This is a genomic window from Microbacterium sp. GW823-FHT02G05 (assembly GCF_058797175.1).
Window position 1 is genome coordinate 689,354 of the sequence record NZ_JBXAJK010000001.1, and the last position, 17,963, is coordinate 707,316.

18 protein-coding genes are annotated in these 17,963 nt (G+C 63.9%); 10 read left to right on the top strand and 8 right to left on the bottom strand.

Features of this window, described 5'->3' with window-relative positions; all coding sequences use genetic code 11:
* Window positions 1-140 precede the first annotated feature (140 nt).
* The 4 genes from AC1REM_RS03225 to dnaA all read right to left on the bottom strand — a co-directional run bounded on the left by AC1REM_RS03225 (window position 141) and on the right by dnaA (window position 4,995).
* Entirely contained in the window at window positions 141-626 is a 486-nt protein-coding gene (locus AC1REM_RS03225) for a DciA family protein (RefSeq protein WP_378786218.1), read from the bottom strand.
* On the bottom strand, window positions 613-1,830 hold the full coding sequence (gene recF, locus AC1REM_RS03230; RefSeq protein WP_492513303.1) for a DNA replication/repair protein RecF: 1,218 nt from the start codon (window positions 1,828-1,830) through the stop codon (window positions 613-615). The genes AC1REM_RS03225 and recF overlap by 14 nt, the downstream gene beginning before the upstream one ends.
* A 90-nt stretch (window positions 1,831-1,920) precedes the next feature.
* Window positions 1,921-3,063 carry a DNA polymerase III subunit beta gene (gene dnaN / locus AC1REM_RS03235; protein WP_204938570.1) on the bottom strand — a complete coding sequence of 381 codons (1,143 nt, stop codon included), beginning with the start codon at window positions 3,061-3,063 and terminating at the stop codon, window positions 1,921-1,923.
* 534 nt (window positions 3,064-3,597) lie between these two features.
* Entirely contained in the window at window positions 3,598-4,995 is a 1,398-nt protein-coding gene (gene dnaA / locus AC1REM_RS03240; protein ID WP_204938571.1) for a chromosomal replication initiator protein DnaA, read from the bottom strand.
* 297 nt (window positions 4,996-5,292) lie between these two features.
* On the opposite strand from dnaA, the gene rpmH reads away from it, so the two are divergent.
* The 10 genes from rpmH to AC1REM_RS03290 all read left to right on the top strand — a co-directional run bounded on the left by rpmH (window position 5,293) and on the right by AC1REM_RS03290 (window position 12,480).
* Window positions 5,293-5,430: a 50S ribosomal protein L34 gene (gene rpmH, locus AC1REM_RS03245; RefSeq protein ID WP_058724833.1), complete on the top strand. Its 138-nt coding sequence runs from the start codon at window positions 5,293-5,295 to the stop codon at window positions 5,428-5,430.
* Window positions 5,431-5,435: 5 nt separating this feature from the next.
* A complete protein-coding gene (gene rnpA / locus AC1REM_RS03250; protein WP_492513304.1) occupies window positions 5,436-5,771 on the top strand; it encodes a ribonuclease P protein component in 336 nt (111 codons plus the stop codon).
* The gene (gene yidD, locus AC1REM_RS03255; RefSeq protein ID WP_492513305.1) at window positions 5,768-6,118 is read left to right on the top strand and encodes a membrane protein insertion efficiency factor YidD; all 351 of its coding nucleotides are present in this window, start codon (window positions 5,768-5,770) and stop codon (window positions 6,116-6,118) included. Before rnpA ends, yidD begins: the two co-directional genes overlap by 4 nt.
* 3 nt (window positions 6,119-6,121) lie before the next feature.
* Window positions 6,122-7,189 carry a membrane protein insertase YidC gene (gene yidC, locus AC1REM_RS03260; protein ID WP_492513306.1) on the top strand — a complete coding sequence of 356 codons (1,068 nt, stop codon included), beginning with the start codon at window positions 6,122-6,124 and terminating at the stop codon, window positions 7,187-7,189.
* A complete protein-coding gene (locus AC1REM_RS03265; protein ID WP_492513307.1) occupies window positions 7,186-7,695 on the top strand; it encodes a Jag family protein in 510 nt (169 codons plus the stop codon). Before yidC ends, AC1REM_RS03265 begins: the two co-directional genes overlap by 4 nt.
* Window positions 7,696-7,727: 32 nt before the next feature.
* A complete protein-coding gene (gene rsmG, locus AC1REM_RS03270; RefSeq protein ID WP_492513308.1) occupies window positions 7,728-8,366 on the top strand; it encodes a 16S rRNA (guanine(527)-N(7))-methyltransferase RsmG in 639 nt (212 codons plus the stop codon).
* A gap of 108 nt (window positions 8,367-8,474) precedes the next feature.
* On the top strand, window positions 8,475-9,404 hold the full coding sequence (locus AC1REM_RS03275; protein WP_492513309.1) for a ParA family protein: 930 nt from the start codon (window positions 8,475-8,477) through the stop codon (window positions 9,402-9,404).
* The gene (locus tag AC1REM_RS03280) at window positions 9,404-10,360 is read left to right on the top strand and encodes a ParB/RepB/Spo0J family partition protein (protein ID WP_492513310.1); all 957 of its coding nucleotides are present in this window, start codon (window positions 9,404-9,406) and stop codon (window positions 10,358-10,360) included. The genes AC1REM_RS03275 and AC1REM_RS03280 overlap by 1 nt, the downstream gene beginning before the upstream one ends.
* A 307-nt stretch (window positions 10,361-10,667) precedes the next feature.
* The gene (locus AC1REM_RS03285; protein WP_454126478.1) at window positions 10,668-11,006 is read left to right on the top strand and encodes a tryptophan synthase subunit alpha; all 339 of its coding nucleotides are present in this window, start codon (window positions 10,668-10,670) and stop codon (window positions 11,004-11,006) included.
* Between the two features lie 949 nt (window positions 11,007-11,955).
* Window positions 11,956-12,480: a hypothetical protein gene (locus tag AC1REM_RS03290; RefSeq protein ID WP_492513311.1), complete on the top strand. Its 525-nt coding sequence runs from the start codon at window positions 11,956-11,958 to the stop codon at window positions 12,478-12,480.
* Window positions 12,481-12,696: 216 nt separating this feature from the next.
* On the opposite strand, the gene trxA is transcribed toward AC1REM_RS03290, so the two are convergent.
* The 4 genes from trxA to AC1REM_RS03310 all read right to left on the bottom strand — a co-directional run bounded on the left by trxA (window position 12,697) and on the right by AC1REM_RS03310 (window position 17,933).
* The gene (gene trxA / locus AC1REM_RS03295) at window positions 12,697-13,020 is read right to left on the bottom strand and encodes a thioredoxin (protein WP_204938578.1); all 324 of its coding nucleotides are present in this window, start codon (window positions 13,018-13,020) and stop codon (window positions 12,697-12,699) included.
* An 81-nt stretch (window positions 13,021-13,101) separates the two neighbouring features.
* Window positions 13,102-14,055: a thioredoxin-disulfide reductase gene (gene trxB / locus AC1REM_RS03300; protein WP_492513312.1), complete on the bottom strand. Its 954-nt coding sequence runs from the start codon at window positions 14,053-14,055 to the stop codon at window positions 13,102-13,104.
* A gap of 118 nt (window positions 14,056-14,173) precedes the next feature.
* Entirely contained in the window at window positions 14,174-15,802 is a 1,629-nt protein-coding gene (gene murJ / locus AC1REM_RS03305; RefSeq protein ID WP_492513313.1) for a murein biosynthesis integral membrane protein MurJ, read from the bottom strand.
* Window positions 15,803-15,809: 7 nt separating this feature from the next.
* The gene (locus AC1REM_RS03310; protein WP_492513314.1) at window positions 15,810-17,933 is read right to left on the bottom strand and encodes a DUF6049 family protein; all 2,124 of its coding nucleotides are present in this window, start codon (window positions 17,931-17,933) and stop codon (window positions 15,810-15,812) included.
* Window positions 17,934-17,963 lie beyond the last annotated feature (30 nt).

The window sequence follows — 17,963 nt, forward strand, 5'->3', positions numbered from 1 at the left end:
TCATCAGGGGTTTCAGGCGTCATCTGAGGCAAGGCTCCACATCGAAATCTAGATACTCATCCTATCGCGGATCGAGCTGCCATGTGGCTTATACGCCCTTCTGCGCGTCGATTTACCCGGGGGACAAGATGGATCATGTCCTAGCCATAGGTATCGCGCGGACCGCGCCCTGGAACGGCTCTCGGACCCCATTTCCACGAGGGGACGTCTGGCCCGATGAAGCGAATGTTCTCCACACCCGCTTCCGGGTACCTCCGACCGATCTCCGTGATGATGACCGCCCGCATGAATTGCAGGTTCTTGGCCCACGCCGTCGAATCGCACTGCACCGTGAGCATTCCGCCCTCCAGCGACACCGGCTGCGAATGCTGGGCTGTCTCTGCGCCCGCCAGATCGTGCCACTGCCGCACGAGATCCTCGCGGCTGAGCGTGATCTCCCACCCGGAGTCCTTGCTGAGCTTCTGCAGGACATCGCCCAGCACGCCGGGATCCCGTCCGGGAGTGAACGGAGCGTTGTCGTCATCCGTGACGATGCGTCGCTTGCGCTTCCAGGAGCTCGAGCTCGGCTGCAGACCGCGAAGTCGCAGGTACGTAGCGACGGTCTCGGGCACGTCATCCATCGACATCGGCCTGCTCCTCTCGTTCTGTTTTCTTTATCTGATCTGCGGATTGATCGGCGACATCGCGCTCGTCGCTGATCGTCCCCGCAGAGATCCGAACAACATGTGCATGCAGCACCGGAGGGATGTCGGCTTCGACGGCAGCGGTCACGAGCACCTGCTCATAACCGGAGGTGAGGCTGGCAAGACGCTGTCGACGATCCGCATCGAGCTCGGCGAACACGTCATCGAGGATCAGCACCGGGTCGCCGGCCGGGGACTCGTGACGAAGCAGCTCTGCGGATGCGAGCCGCAGGGAGAGGGCCACCGACCAGGACTCGCCATGGGACGCATACCCCTTCACGGGCAGTCCGCGCACCCTCATGATCAGATCATCACGATGCGGGCCGACGAGAGTCAGTCCGCGGTCGAGCTCTGCTGCGCGCTTTGCGAGCAGGGCTGAACGGAACAGCTCTGCCGTGGAATCACTCGATTCCGCGGATGCCGCGTCATCGCCCTCCTCCGGATCGCCGCCCCGGATCGACTGCGCCCAGGCGAGTGTCGGGGAGTGGTCCTCACCGGCGATCGCCAGGTAGGCCGACGCGAGGGGATGCTGCAGGTCGGCAGCCAGACGCGAGCGCGCGTCGATGATCTCGGAGCCGAGTGCGATGAGCTTTTCGTCCCACACATCGAGGGTCGTGAGCGCGTCGCCGCGGATGCCTCGGGCGCGTGCCGACTTCAGCAGCGCGGTGCGCTGCTTGAGTACGCGCTCGTAGTCACCGATGACCGCAGCCATGCGCGGTGTCCGCTGAATCAGCAGCTGATCAGCGAATCTTCTGCGGGCGGATGGGTCACCGCGAACGATCTGCAGGTCTTCCGGGGCGAACAGCACGACATGCGCATAGCGAGGAAGGTCGGCGGTGCGCCCCGGCGAGCCATTGATGCGCGCACGGTTCGAGCCCTGCCTGTTGATCTGCACCTCGACGAGCACAGTGCGTTCACCATGGGCGAGTCGGGCTCGCACGAATGCCGCATCGTGGCCGTCACGCACCATCGGCGCATCCGAAGAAACGCGATGCGATCCCAGCGTGGCGAGGAAGACGATGGCCTCGGCAAGATTGGTCTTGCCCTGCCCGTTGCGGCCGACCAGCACGTTCGGACCGCGGTGCAGCGTGAGATCTGCGGTCGCATAATTGCGGAAATCGACCAGGTTGAGGTGCTCCACAATCACGCGAGTCACCTTACCTTTCGGGTCAGACGTTGGCCGCTCCGCGGGTGAACAGCAGACCGCGACCGACCAGACTCACCCTCGAACGTACGCTCAGCGCAGCAGAAGGTTGGGCTGCAGCAGGTACTTGAACGAATCCAGCCCGGCCTGATCGACCGACGTCTGGCTCGTGACGAGAACCGGGCTCAGCTTGTTGGCGTTGTCACTGGACGTGAAGGTCACGCGGACGAACTCGCTCTTGACGGCGCCGAGTGCTTCGAGCAGGTACTGCGGGTTGAGGCCCAGCGTCACCTCATCGCCGCCGATCAGGTGCGCGTCGACCGACTCGGAGGCGCGCGCCTGCTCGCTGCCGGATGCGTCCATCGTCACCGAGTCGGACGAGAAGGTGAAGCGCAGCGGGGCGGAACGGTCGAGCACGAGCGCGACACGACGCACGGCTTCGGTGAGCTCGGCTGTGTTGACGACCGCGTGGTGCTCGGTCTGCTCGGGGAACAGTCGACGAACGGGGGGGAAATTGCCCTTGATCAGGAGAGAAGTCACGGTCTTGTTGCCGGCCGTGAACGCGATGATCTCGCGGTCGCCCTCGCCCGAGAACGCGATCTGGATCGTGCCGGCATGGCCGAACGTCTTTCCGACCTCCTGGAGAGTGCGCGCAGGAACGAGTGCCGTCTGCTCGGACTCCTCGCCATCCCACGGAACATCACGCAGTGACACCCGGTAGCGGTCCGTGGCGACCAGGCTCAGCTGCTGGCCGCTCACTTCGAGCTGCACACCCGTAAGGACAGGGGTGACATCGTCGCGCGACGCTGCAAAGGCGACCTGTGCGATCGCGGTGCCGAACTCATCGGCGGGCACGAGGCCTGATGTGCCCGTCACCTCGGGGATCGAAGGGTATTCCTCGACCGGCATGGAAGCGAGCGTGAAACGTGCGGATCCACAGCGCACTGCAATGCCGCCGTCTTCTTCGACTGAGATCTCGATCGGCGCGTTGGGCAGACGGCTTGCGATGTCAGACAGCAGTCGTCCATGCACAAGGATCGTGCCCGGCTCGTCGACCGTTGCCTCGATCGTCGTGCGTGCGGAGGCTTCGTAGTCGAACGCTGACAGAGTCAGTCCATTGTCGCCCGCCTCGATCAGCACGCCCGCAAGGATCGGCTGCGGATTGCGCTGGGGTAGCAGTTTGACGACAAACGACACTGCTTCGCTGAACACGTCTCGATTGACCTGGAACCTCACGGGCGCTCCTCTGTCGTCTTTCTGCGGGCAAACCCCACGGGCTCCCATGCTAACGCCCAAGTCCGCTCACACCACGACCCCTCCCAAGGTGATCGATCGCCCTCTTCAGAGTTAACTTCTTAACAGTGTTAACAACTGTGGAAACTGTGGATAAGTCTGGGGATTCCAGGAGAGACAAGGGAACTACACGAGTGTGACATGTGGATTTCCTGCGGAAACAGTGGGATCACTCGAAGAATCACACGCGTGGGATTTACAAGGTTGTCCACAGGCAGCGATCGGATCTGGGGATTTCTTGTCATCCTCACCGCGTGTCATCCACAGGTTATCCACATGTGCAATTTGGGCGGTTTCGTCGTTTTCGACGCTCAGAAGGCCGTTTTCGGCCTCTCAGAAGCATCCTGCGGGTCGGACGGACACGAGTGGATGCTGCGCAGAATCGTTCTGAGAGACCAAAAAGGGCGGATCTGACGATCCGCCCTGTGATTGTGAGCTGCGCAGGAGGCCCTGCGCAGCATCCGCTTTCCGTGTGCTCTAGCGACGACCGAGCTGCGTGGTGATCTCGGAGACCTGGTTGTAGAGCGAGCGACGCTCCTTCATGAGGTCGCTGATCTTCTTGTACGCGTACATGACGGTGGTGTGGTCGCGGTTGCCGAAGAGCTGACCGATCTTGGGCAACGACAGGCTCGTGCGCTCGCGGCACAGATACATGGCGATCTGGCGCGCTGTGGCGATCTGCTGCGAACGGCTTGACCCGTAGAGGTCGTCCACCGTCAGCTTGAAGTACGCGGCCGTCGCCGTGATGATGTCGGTCGGCGAGACGATGTTGTCCTCGGCCTGATCGATGATGTCTCGCAGAACGGTCTGCGCAAGCGACATGTCGAGCGTCGAGCGGTTGAGGCTCGCGAATGCGGAGACGCGGATGAGAGCACCCTCAAGTTCGCGGATGTTGGAGGAGACGACGGTCGCGATGTACTCGAGCACCTCGTCCGGGATGTGCAGTGCTTCGCTCTGCGCCTTCTTACGGAGGATCGCGATGCGGGTCTCAAGGTCGGGCGCCTGCACATCCGTGATGAGCCCCCACTCGAACCTGCTGCGCATCCGGTCTTCGAATCCGGTGAGGTGCTTTGGCGCGACATCGCTCGTGATTACGACCTGCTTGTTGTGGTCGTGAAGCGTGTTGAAGGTGTGGAAGAAGGCTTCCTGCGTCTCGGCGCGACCCTGCAGGAACTGGATGTCGTCGATCAGAAGGATGTCGACGTCGCGGTAGCGCGCCTGGAAGGCGGATCCGCGGTTGTTCGCGATCGAGTTGATGAAGTCGTTCGTGAACTCCTCGCTCGAGACGTATCGCACGCGGACCCCGGGATAGAGCGACTGTGCGTAGTCGCCGATCGCATGGAGAAGGTGCGTCTTGCCGAGACCCGAGTCACCGTAGATGAAAAGTGGGTTGTATGCCTTCGCCGGCGCTTCGGCGACAGCGACGGCCGCGGCGTGTGCGAAGCGGTTCGACTGTCCGATGACGAAGTTGTCGAAGGTGTACTTCGGATTCAGGCGGGATTCGTGCCGAAGGGGAGTGGGCTGCGGCTCCATCGGCGATTCCGGGCGTTGCGCATCCTGACGCGCGGAGAACTCCGCCACCGGTGCCGAGAGCGTGGGTTGCTCCGCGAGCTCCTGATTTACGACCACTCTGTAGGCCGTGACCTCGTCGCCGATGCCGACGAGTGCTTCCATGATGGGCATCCGCATGCGCTTGTTGATCTGCGCAGCCGTCAGATCGTTGGGAACATCCAGGTACAGCGTCGAACCCATGACACCCGCCGGCACCGCGAGACTCAGAAAGCCCCACAGCTGCGGCGTGAGCCGATCGTCCCCTTCCAGAGCCGCGATCAGCTCATTCCAGATCGGGACATCGGGGTGCGACGGTGATGACATGGTGCTCCGGGGGGCTCGGAACGGCGAGGATGGGGTAATCCTCCGCCTGTGGATAACTGCTCGTGCAACGCTAGTCAGCGACAGGGGTCGGGGCAACCTGTCAGCGGAAAATCGCGGGGTGTGTTCCTTCCGCGGAGGTAACCGAGGCTGTGGATAATGCAGAGGCGGATGCTGCGGGTTTGCCAATCCGAGGCGGAAGACGTAGCCTTAATCGGTTGACTTATGCCTGAAATGGCAGTCGTTGTCCACCACGTCTCCGGTCGAAGTGATCCCGGCGACAACACTCCGGAGTAACTCATGAGCAAGCGCACTTTCCAGCCCAACAACCGTCGTCGCGCCAAGAAGCACGGCTTCCGCGCCCGCATGCGCACCCGCGCCGGCCGCGCGATCCTCGCAGCGCGTCGCGCGAAGGGCCGCACCGAGCTCTCGGCGTAAGCCTCGTGCTCGGCCGTCCGTATCGGCTCACTCGCGGAAGCGACTATCGCATGGTCGTTCGCCGCGGTCGGCGATACGGCGGCCCCCGCGTGGTGACCTCCGTGCTGTCCCACGATGAGGATCGCGTTCCTCGATTCGGTTTCATCGTGAGCAAGCAGGTCGGCAACGCGGTCATTCGAAACACTGTGCGTCGTCGGCTCAAGGCTGTGTGCGCACAGTTTTCGTCGACGCTTCCGGCCGGAACAGATGTGGTCATCCGTGCCCTGCCGTCGTCCGCCGACGCATCCTTCGCAGAACTCCTGGACGACGTCCAGCGTGCCCTCGTTCGGAGTACGAGATGAGCGCGCTGCCGGCATCCTCTCGGGGAACGGCGGAATTCCGGGCGCAGGACGCGCTTCGCGCGATCGTGCTTGTGCCGCGGAACCTGGTTCTGAGCCTTCTTGCCGCATATCGACGAGTGATCTCTCCAATGTATGGAGATGTCTGTGCGTACTACCCATCCTGTTCCGCCTACGCTGTAGGTGCGGTGCAACAGCATGGCGCGTTGAAAGGCGCGGCGCTGGCGGCATGGCGCGTGCTGCGATGTAATCCCTGGACGCGCGGTGGCGTCGATGATGTGCAGCCGCGCAAGAACTTCCGATATTCCCTCACGCCGCGAGGGTTTGTCGTACCTTCCCGAAAGGACTGATCGGTGGGTCTCGACCTTCTGTTGGCCAGCACTTCCACCCCGGCTCCGGCCGCGGGTGGGTTCGATCTGCTCGGCACGATTCTCTGGCCGCTGAAGTGGGCCGTCGAGCTCATCCTCGTCGCCTGGCACTGGCTGCTCACCCTCGCCGGTCTGCCGGCGGCGGCGGGTATCACCTGGGTGCTGTCGATCGTCGGTCTTGTCATCGTGGTTCGCGCTGCGCTGATTCCGCTCTTCGTGAAGCAGATCAAGAGCCAGCGGAAGATGATGGAAATTGCACCTGAACTGCGAAAAGTTCAGGAGAAGTACCGTGGTAAGAAGGATCAGCTCTCTCGCGAGGCCATGAGCCGCGAGACCATGGCGCTGTACAAGAAGCACGGCACGACACCGGTGTCGAGCTGCCTTCCGCTGCTGGTGCAGATGCCGATCTTCTTCGCGCTGTTCAGCGTGCTGAACGATGTGACCAAGCACGCGCTCACTGACCTGGGTGGTGTGGGGCTGCTCAGCCCTGAGCTCACCAAGGAGTTCTACGACGCGACGATCTTCGGATCCGTCTCGCTGCATGGCACGCTCGGCGGAGCGATCGAGACCCAGAACATGGCAGCGATCATCCTGCTTGTGGTCCTCGTCGCGCTGATGATCATCTCGCAGTTCATCACTCAGCTGCAGATCATCTCGAAGAACCTGTCGCCGGAGGCCAAGACAGGCCAGGCATACCAGATGCAGAAGATCATGCTCTACATCCTGCCGCTGGGCTTCATCTTCTCCGGTGTCTTCTTCCCGCTCGGCGTCGTCGTCTACTGGTTCGTCAGCAACCTCTGGACAATGGGGCAGCAGTTCCTTGTCATTCGTGAGATGCCGACCCCCGGCTCTGAGGCTGCCAAGGCTCGTGAAGAGCGCCTGGCCCGCAAGGGCAAGGCCATCGACTCGTCGGGCAAGGTCGTTCCGATTGCGGTGTACGAGGCTGAGCAGCAGCGTCTGCTCAAGGAGAGCGAGAAGGCCAAGGCCAACGCTCCGAAGCGCCAGCAGCCCGTCGGCAAGAAGCGCGCGAAGAAGAAGGGTGACCCTCAGTGAGCACGATTGACGAGCGGTCCAGTGATTCCGCAGCAGATTCGAACACGACGATCGCTGATCTCGAGCACGAGGGTGATGTCGCGGCGGATTTCCTCGAAGGACTCCTTGACATCGCAGACATCGACGGTGACCTGACACTCGATGTACGACAGGGACGTGCATACGTCTCGGTCGAAGCAGAAGACGACGCGCTGCGACTCGTTTCTGCTCCCGATACGGTGCAGGCACTGCAGGAGCTCACGCGTCTCGCCGTGCAGAACAAGACCGGTGCCTTCTCGCGTCTGATTCTCGACATCGGGGGGTCCCGCGATGTGCGCCGGCGTCAGCTCGAGACGCTCGTGGATCACGCGGAAGCAAAGCTCGACGAGGGCGCTTCGCAGGCTTCGCTTCCTTCTATGTCGAGCTACGAGCGCAAGCTGGTGCACGACATCGTGGCGGAGCGGAACCTGATCTCGGAGTCCTATGGTGAGGGTGCTGACCGCCACACGGTCATTCGCCGTCGATGAATGTTTCACGTGAAACATCGGGTGCGGGCGATATGACTGAGAGTATCCCCGTGGAGCGTGAGCCGGCCATCGCTGCGGAGCTTTTCGGTCCAACGATCGAGAAGGCGCGGGCATTCACCGCTGCGCTCGCAGATCAGGGCGAGGAACGGGGCCTCATCGGTCCCTTGGAGCTTCCGCGCCTGTGGAACCGACACATTCTGAACAGCGTGATCGCTGCTCCCTTATTCCACGGTTCCGTCGCGGATGTCGGATCCGGGGCCGGACTGCCGGGCATCGTGCTTGCGATCGCGCGTCCGGATGTCCAGTGGACGCTGATCGAGCCCATGGAGCGGCGCGTCACCTGGCTCAACGAGCAGGTGAAGGAGCTTGACCTCTCCAACGTGACCGTTGTTCGGGCTCGTGCAGAAGAAGTACGCCCCCTTGCCGCATTCGATGTTGTGACCGCTCGTGCCGTCAGCGCCTTGCGCACCTTGATTCCGCTGACTGCCCCGCTCGTGCGCGACGGAGGGGAGATCACTGTTCTCAAGGGAGTGAACGCCGCGAATGAGATCTCCGCGGCCGAGAAGCAGATCAAGAAGTTCCGTCTGAGCGATGTGCGCGTGGAAGTTCTTGGTGAAGGCGTGATCGAGGAGACCACTCGCGTCATCCGGGCCCAGGTCCGCGCTTCATAGGGGAGCGTGAGCGATGTTTCACGTGAAACATCGCTCAATGGGAACATGTCCTCACTCCCCGTTAGAGTGGAAGGCACGTTCCGATGCGAACGCAGTCGAAAGGAGTGGATGTTTCACGTGAAACAGTCCGATGAGACATCAACCCCCGGCTTTGGTACGGACACACCCCTTGCGCGCGAACTTGCTGATCTGACGGCACGTCGACGCTCGCTCGAGATGGTTTCAGTGAAGTTCGAGGGCCCGACGAGGGTCTTCACGATCTCCAACCAGAAGGGTGGCGTCGGGAAGACGACCACGACGGTGAACATCGCCGCTTCTCTGGCTTCTCTGGGCGCAAAGGTCCTCGTGATCGATCTCGATCCCCAGGGGAATGCCTCCACAGCGCTAGGGGTACCCCACACGGCTGAAACGTCGAGCATCTACGATGTTCTGATCAACGACGTGGCACTTGCCGAGATCGTGCAGCAGAGCCCGGAATCCCCGAACCTGTTCTGTGCTCCCAGCACCATTCACCTGGCCGGTGCAGAAATCGAACTCGTTTCGCAAGTCGCTCGTGAACACCGCCTCCGGACCGCTCTGGATGAGTATCTCTCCGAGCAGCGCGTCGACTACGTCATCATCGACTGTCCGCCGTCTCTGGGGCTGCTCACAATCAACGCTTTCACGGCGGCTACTGAGGTCTTCATCCCCATTCAGTGCGAGTACTACGCACTCGAGGGATTGAGCCAGCTGCTGGGCAGTATTCGCATGATCCAGAAGCACTTGAACCCGAAGCTGCATCTCTCGACGATTCTGCTGACGATGTTCGACGGCCGCACTCGGCTGGCGCATCAGGTTGCGGATGAAGTGCGTGAGCACTTCCCGCAAGAGGTTCTGTCCACGGTGATTCCGCGTTCGGTGCGTGTTTCTGAAGCGCCGAGCTTCGGGCAGACTGTGATTGCCTACGATGGACAGTCTGCGGGCGCGATCGCGTACCGCGAGGCAGCGGTAGAGATCGCTGGGCGGGCCACGAGCGCCGCCAAGAAGGGAAAGAACTGATGGCCAAGCGCACGGGACTGGGACGCGGCATAGGAGCACTCATTCCGACGTCGGATCAGACGGAGCGGCCGGTTGATGTGTTCTTCCCCGGCGTGAAGATCGACGCAGCTCCGTCCGCAGACGCTGTGGACGAGAATCTCCTGGCGGTACCCGGTGCACGCCTGGTGCACGTGAATCCGCACGAGATCGTGCCCAATCCGCGTCAGCCACGTACGCACTTCAAGGAAGACGACCTCGCCGAGCTGGTACACAGCGTGCGTGAGTTCGGTGTCCTGCAGCCCGTCGTGGTGCGTCTCAACGGTCAGGGCGCCTATGAACTGATCATGGGTGAGCGCCGTACCCGTGCCGCCCGTGAAGCGGGGCTGGAGTCGATTCCTGTGGTCGTTCGTGACACTGCAGACGAAGACCTGTTGCGCGATGCTCTGCTCGAGAACCTTCACCGCTCGGAGCTCAACCCTCTGGAAGAGGCATCTGCCTATCAGCAGCTCCTTGAAGACTTCGGCATCACGCAGGAAGAGCTGGCGACACGTATCGGACGATCGCGTCCGCAGATCAGCAACACGATCCGTCTGCTGAAGCTGCCCGTTCCTGTGCAGCAGCGTGTGGCAGCAGGCGTATTGAGCGCGGGGCACGCTCGCGCCATCCTGTCGTTGGATGATGCGGACGTCATGCAGCGCCTCGCTGACAAGATCGTCAACGAAGACCTCTCGGTGCGAGCCGCCGAAGAGGCAGCGAAGCAGATCACGACGGCGACTCCTCGGGCGGCGAAGCCCACTGCCGGCGCGCGCCGCGCGTACCTGGATGAGGTCTCGGGCAAGCTCGGAGACCGCCTCAATACGCGGGTGCAGATCACGCTGGGTGCACGAAAGGGGCAGGTGAAGATCGACTTCGCCTCGATCCAGGACCTCAATCGGATCCTCCAGGAGATCGGCGAGGCCGAGTACGGGGCTCGCTGACGGGCCTTCGCCACACAGCGACCTCTGTTGGGCACAGGCACGGGCACTGACCGTCGGCGTGCCCGGTGGCGAGTCACCCAACCGCGGCGCCCGCACGGACGAGTTGGGGTTGCGCGGGGGAGTGGGCAGACATGGCCCGCTTCCCGTGCTTGTCAGCTCCTGCGCGGTAAACAGCTCTCCCGCTGACGATCGCCTGTGATGAACCCTCGCGATCGCTGCGCAGTGAGGGCGCGCTGGCAGCCACCCGTCGCTGGCGAGATGTGCGCGCTCAGAGTCCCGGGCGAAGGTAGGCAGTTAGGCTGGGAAGGTGAGTGATTCTGTACCCCGGCGCGCGAGCCTCGAAGTGCTTCGCGCGGAGGCCGCTGACGAGCTGGCAGTTCTCGTCCAAGAGCGGCTGCTCGGGGGAGAGGACCCCTGGTCGTTCATGGAGGAGCTGCCCAGCGTCGATGAACTGGTCGTCCTTCTTCTTCGCGCCGACAACATCGCTGCGAACGGGGGCGTGCGTCCCAACGAATCGCGTCAGTATCGGGTGCTGAGACAGATCGCCCTGGACTACCCGGAGCTCACCACGATCGTCTGGGGCATGCTCGGCGACAGCGAGAAGCACCGTCGCTGGCACGCCAGCGTCGCCGATCAGGCCAGTTGAGCCCTCGATCCCAGGTGATGTTTCACGTGAAACACAGGTACGGGATCGAACGGAGCTACGCCCACGTTTCACGTGAAACATCGACACCCACGAGAACCCCTCTGCACTCCACCTAGACGTCAACGTTCGCGAGATCGCTGCGTTTCACGTGAAACATATGGCTCCCGGATCAAGCGCTCGGCGATGAGTCGGGAGACGAGGCGTCTCGGGCGCGGAATGCTGTTATCCGTGTGGTCGTGGTCCGCCTCACACCGCCGTGCGTGGGTGTGTGTGTGTGTGTGCAGCGCTGGCGTGCAGGAGATGGCCTGTAGAAGGTCAGCCCGGCGCGGATCTTGCCTTCTATGAACTGGAGGATCCGAGCGGACAGCCGAGTCGGCGGGGACCGCGGCGGGCGTCAGTTCGCAGGAAGGAATGGCCAGTGACATCCACCTTGCTCTGGTCTTTGCAGAGCTTGTGATCCCCAGGTCGGGTCTCGGACGTCTATCCACGGGAAGCACGGAGAACGGATGCTGAGGTGAGCATAGGCGAATAGCTGAAGGGACCCCTGCGGAGCCTTGTCGCTTCTTCGCGACAGCCAGCGAGTGTGACATGCGGGTATGCGCCTTCTTCCCACCCGTCGCCATCCAAGTAGAGCGACGCGAAACCAGGGAGCCGGGGCTGAGGTGCGACAGCACTTCTCCGAGGGTCATCGGTGTCCGGCCGATCGTGCGCGCCGCCGAGAAGCACTGTGTACCCACGGCCGCTGCACTGCTCAGAGAGGAGACGGCATAGCGGAGAGGTGCGGGCGGGGACCCTATCGGCTTTGTCAAGCTGGATGCGACCTTTCAAACCCGCTGCGAGCGCGGGGTTAGCCTTGTTCGCATGACGAGCCAGAGGGTGTCGATCGCAAGCGAGGGGTACGGGCGGGCGTGCTCGCGAGTTCGTCCCGGCGTCGCAGCGTGGACTGCCGATGGTGCGCATCCTTCTTCCGATGTGGGGAGAGCGCGAGGGGTCGCCGGTGCGATGGTCGGAGTATGTCGCGCTCGATGACGAGTTGGCTTCGCTGGAATGGTGGGACGTTGTCGAGCGAAATGCGGACGCGCGCCATGAGATTCGTCATCTGGTCTCATGTCGCGGCGAGCTGGATGCGGCGACGGTCGAGGGCCTCGCAGAAGCGGTCGGTGACACGGAGTTGATGTCGCTTCGGTGGACGGGTTACGCGGGGAACCCATCTACCAGCGACCTCGTTCGCGTTCACAGTGAGGAGTTCTCTCCGGCGGTGTTGCGTCGGGATGAACTTCGTGTGGGCGAGCGGATTCCGGAGTTCGCGTGGCACGAGGGCGGCACCATCGCATGGGGAGCACGCCTGTATCCGGATTCGCTGATCTTTGCTGGTGATATCGATCGTGTGCGGCGTGTGCATGCTGACCTGCGACTGGACACCATTGTGGTCCACCCTGACGAGGATGCGCTGCCGCCGAGCTCGGGCGACTGACCCCCGCAGCCTCACGGGACCAGGCCACGACCGCCTACGGTGCTGGGTAGAAGAGGCCGTCGCGGAGCACGGCGTAGAGGACGTACTTGCCGCGGATCGAGGTGTCGGATCTTCGAGTCACGGGTGCGGGTACGGGATCTCACCCACACCCATGTTTCACGTGAAACACAAAAGGCCCGCCCCGCGAAACGCGGAGGCGGGCCTTGGTGAGAAGTGTCAGCCGATGAACTCAGCGAGGTCCTTCTCGAGTGCGAACTTGGGCTTGGCGCCGATGATGGTCGTTTTGACCTCGCCGCCGTGGAAGACCTTCATCGCCGGGATCGAGGTGATCTGGTACTGCATGGCCAGATCCGGGTTCTCGTCCACGTTGAGCTTGAGGATGGTGATCTTGTCGGGGTTCTCAGCCTGGATCTCATCAAGAATGGGCGCGACCATTCGACACGGGCCGCACCAGGCCGCCCAGAAGTCGACGAGGACGGGACCTTCAGCCTGGAGCACGTCCTGCGCCCAGGTCGCCTGGCTGGTTGCCTTGGCAGTCATGGATTCTCCTTGCAATGGGGTGTGATCGTTGTGCGCGGTGCACAGTGATCACAACACGGGGTGTGTCGGATGTGTTCCCGCTCAGTTGGCGACGACCGCCAGGGGAGCGGCGTCGCCGAGCTCAGCGAGGAAGTGCTCGGCGTCGAGAGCTGCCACCGTTCCCGAACCGGCTGCGGTGATCGCCTGACGGTACGAGGGGTCGATGACATCGCCGGCGGCGAAGACACCGGGCTTCGACGTGCGCGAGGAGCGACCGTCGACCCAGATGGTTCCGTCAGTGGTCAGCTCGAGCTTGTCGTGCACGAGGTGCGTGCGCGGGTCGTTGCCGATCGCGACGAACACACCGTTGAGGGCGAGCTCGCTCGTGCTGTCGTCGACCGTCGAACGCAGACGCACGCCGGTGACCTCTCCGTCGCCGAGGATCTCTTCGACGACGCTGTTCCACACGAACTCGATCTTCTCGTTCGCGAAGGCGCGCTCCTGCATGATCTTGGACGCGCGGAGGGTGTCCTTGCGGTGGATGATGTAGACCTTCGACGCGAAGCGCGTGAGGAAGGTCGCTTCTTCCATGGCCGAGTCGCCGCCGCCCACGACGGCGATCGTGCGCTCGCGGAAGAAGAAGCCGTCGCAGGTCGCGCACCAGGAGACACCGTGGCCGGAGAGTCGCTCTTCGCCGGGGATGCCGAGCTTGCGGTACGCCGAGCCCGTGGCGTAGATGACCGAGGACGCTTCGTGGGTCGCACCCGAGCCGAGCGTGACCTTCTTCACGGGGCCGTCGAGGTCGAGCTCGGTGACATCGTCGTAGACGACCTCGGTGCCGAAGCGCTCAGCCTGTGCCTGCAGCTTGGCCATCAGGTCGGGTCCCTGGATGCCCTCCGGGAAGCCCGGGAAGTTCTCGACCTCTGTCGTGTTCATCAGCTCTCCGCCGACCTCCACAGAGCTGGCGATGAGCAGCGGTTCGAGGTTCGCGCGAGCGGCGTAGATCGCCGCCGTGAATCCTGCCGGACCGGAGCCGATGATGATGACCTGGCGCATTGCTTCTCCTAGCGTTCTCGTGCTTCAACACATGGTAGTCGCGGCACATTCCCGCGCGCTGGGCGCGCGCGAGAAGAACGGAGAAGTGGCGGATGCTGCGCCTCCGCAGCATCCGGGATCAGCGGCCGGGGAGGAAGCGCTTGATGATGCCCGATGCGACTTCAAGCTCAGGGGCGCGCAACAGCGCAAGCGAGCCGACATAGACGCCGAGAACGACAGGAGCGATGATGATGCATCCAGCGGCGCCCGTGAAGATGCTCGCTGTCGTCCAGCCCTGTGTGCCACCGAGGAGCAGGAAAATGCCCCAGCCGGCGGCTGTCGCGGGGACCGCGGCGAGAGTGAATCGCAGGAGAGCAACCGCCCACTCGGCGGTGTGAATGCCGCCGAGGCGACGGTGCAGCAACCAGGTGGCGACGATCGTCTGCACGGTGCCCGCGACGGACTGGCCGAGTGCGATGGTCGCCGCCAGCGAAGAGAGAGGGATCACGTCGTTCTGGTACAGGACGATCGCCCCGTAGGCCGTGGCGACGATCAGTGCGCACTGGAAGATTGTGAAGAAGAAGGGTGTGCGGGTGTCGCCGTAGGCGTAGAAGGTGCGCTGCACGATGAAGAGAACCGCGAGCGAAAGAAGACCGGCCAGGTAGCCCACGAGGACGAGGGCAGCAGCTTCCGCTTCTTCGGCAGAGCCGGTGAAGATGCGCGACGCCGGAACCGCGGCAGCCAACACGGTGGCCAGCGCGCCCATGAGGAAGAAGCCGAGTGTTCGGATCGAGCGACTGATGTCCGCACGCACGTCGTCGTCACGACCGGCAGCGGCGTGCTCGCTGAGCTGCGTGAAGTACGGGGTGCCGATCGAGTGCACGATGACGGAGTAGGGGAGCATGAAGATCAGCCAGGCGTTCATCATCACCATGACCGACGGGTGTTCGCCTGAGGCCTCCATGGCGATGCGGTGCTGGTAGAAGCCCGCGGCGAGGCTGGCGACAGCCATGAGGAGCGTCCAGCCGGCAAGTCGCCCGATGTTTCCCAGGCCCACACCGCGCCAGCGGAAATCAGGGCGCAGGTTCAGCCCGGTCTTCGACCAGAACAACAGAAGCACTGCGGCCTGTGCGGCGATGCCGAGAGTGCTGAGGCCACCGAGGATGGCGATGCGATCGGGCGTCCAGTCAGAGAGCTCGGTGAGCGAGCCGCCGAAGAGAATCAGGATGACGGCGAAGCCCGCGATCGAGATGATGTTGTTCGCGATGGGCGCCCAGGTGAACGGCCCGAAGATGCGGCGAGCGTTGAGCGTCTCGCCGATGAGCGCATAGAGGCCGTAGAACAGAATCTGCGGGAGGCACCAATAGGCGAAGGCGATCGCGAGTGACTGCTGCTCGGCGGGGGCGCCACCCGCGACAAGGGAGACCAGCCACGGCGCCGCCAGCAGCGCGAGAGCCGTAGCCAGAAGCAGCACGACCGTGCCCAGCGTGAAGAGCTTCGAGATGAACGCGTTTCCGCCATCCTTGTGGGCCGCCGCCTGCACGATCTGCGGAACGATGACCGCGGTGAGCACCCCCACCGAGATCAACGAGAAGACATCGTTGGGCAGCTGGTTGGCGACAGAGAACGCGTCGGAGGCAAAGCCCACGGCGCCGATGACCTGGACCAGAACGATGGTGCGGATGAGCCCCGTCACACGGGACACCATGGTTCCCGCGGCGAGGATGGCGCTTGCGCGGCCGAGACCTCCGGTGCGTGGGGTTGTCATTCGGCTCCTAGCGTTCGGTGGGCTCAGGGGCATCCTGGGCGAGAGCGGTGCGGGCGTCCGCGCGGCGCCGGAAGACAGTACGGACGACACCGGCGCCGATCAGCAGCACTGCGAGGCTGCCGAAGACGATGAGACCGATCGTCTCCCATTCGGCGCGCACGGTGAGTTGCGCGACCTGGGTGGTGCCGATGTGGATGCCTGTGGGGCTGGTCAGATCCATAATGAGGTCGACCTCGCCGCTGGCGATGCGGGCGGTCACGGGAATCTTGACGCGCGTCGTGGTCGCCGCTGCACCCTCGATCGTCATCACGCCGTCGACCTCGAGACGCGGATCACTCGGACGGGCGTTGAGCTGGACGGTCACCGGGTAGGGGAGGTCGTTGCGCAGCCACACGGGCACGTCGACGGACGAACTGATGAGGATCGGGTTGGAGGGCTGGATGCCGACGGCGCCAAGGGTCTTCGTCGTCGCTTCGCGGTGTCGGCTGAACGCCGCGGCATAGTCCTCGTCACTCGTGTGCGCGCCCACAGCGAGCAGGCGAAGGATCGACAGGCGCTCGCGGGCGGTGAGCTGCGCGGGGTCGGTAAGGATCGTTGCGAAGTCCCGGATCTGTGCTTCCCCGTCGAGCAGGGTCGTGACGGATGCGGCGCGTACCGCGGAGGACTCACTGGCCACGGAGACGAGTGCGGGAGGGGCCGACAGCAGCTCTGCGAGCGTTCCGGTGTGTCCGCCGGAGAGCGCAGCGAGTGCATCCTTCAGACCGTCCGCGGAACGGTTCTCGTCGCGATCGAAAGCGACGAGGAGCGACGCCTGCGGGTCGGTGAACCAGCGCAGGGCGCGGGCTTCAGCGAGGGGAGCGCCCCGGTGCAGGACGTCGTCTTCTGCAGCCGCGCGGCTCAGCGCGGACGACAAGGCGCTGTCGGCAACGAGCACGGTGGCACCGCTGGCATCCCCGCGGACGGCGACGGGTGCAGCATCCGCTCCCTCTGCGAAGCTCGACGACGGAAGCACCGTCACCGGATCCCCGGAGCCCGTGACGAAGCGGGAGAGGGCAGCGAGGTCGTCGGGGGAGATCTCTCCACGCGGCCAGTAGATGTTCGTGCGCGCGCCGACGAGGGCCGTCAGCTCTTCGTCGGTGGGGAGTTCTGCCGCGGCAGGGGCTGCGTCGGGACTCGGCGAGGGGGTCGCGCTGTCATCGGTTTCCGCGAAGCCACGGGGATCGAGGAAAGGGGCGAGCGTGGTCGGCTGGAGCGGGCTGTCCAGTCCTGCGGAGACCTGCGCGGTGAGGTCGGCATCGTTGAACTGCAGCAGGAAGCGCTCGTTCGGAAGCGTTTCGAGGCGCTGTAGCCAATCCACCGCGGAGAGAGGGGCCGCAGTGCCGAGCGCCCGAATCGCCGCGGGGATCGCGGGGTCGATGGCGAGCACGGCACCCGTACCGGCAACCGCCGACAGTTGCAGTGTGAGCGCACCCTCGGCGGCCGTCAGCGCGATCAGCTCGTCGGCGCTGAGGATGCTGCCGCTTGGGGTCGCGGTGATCGGCACAAGGGCGCTCACCGCGCTGTCTGCCGTCGAACCGGTCGCGGACACGATGACGGCACTCTGCGCGGTCACGGGGTCGAGCGCGTCACCGTCGGTGGTCTGAGCGAACGAGAGAGTAGCGCGCAGCGGGTACACGCCGGGGGGCAGTTCGCCGACGAGAGCGCTGGAGACAACAAGGGAAGCGGATGTGGTCGCATCCGCTCCGACCTCGGTTGATGCTGTCTCGCCGAGGGGGGAGAGAGGCTGCGCGGTGGTGCCGTCGTTCAGCCACGCCAGAAGTGATGCGCGGTCGCTGAGCGCCGTGCGGCCCAGGTCGAGAGTGATCTGCCCTGCGGGCGCGGCGGATTCCCCGTCGTTGTCGATCGCGATGGCTGCGGCGAGCGGCAGGCCCGGCGTGTAGGCGCCCTGATTCTCGGGGGCGAGCACGATCGAGACATCCGGGCCCGTTTCCGGGGACGGAGACTCCGTGGCGGCGGTGGCGGACAGTGCCGGGGCGAAGACGCCCGCGAGTACCGTCAGCGCGGCAACGGTGGTGTGCGCAGCGCGGCGCAGACGACCGGAGAGAGAACGCGGGGGATGAGGCACTGTCATGTCGAATTCATCGGGCGGCACGGTGGCCGT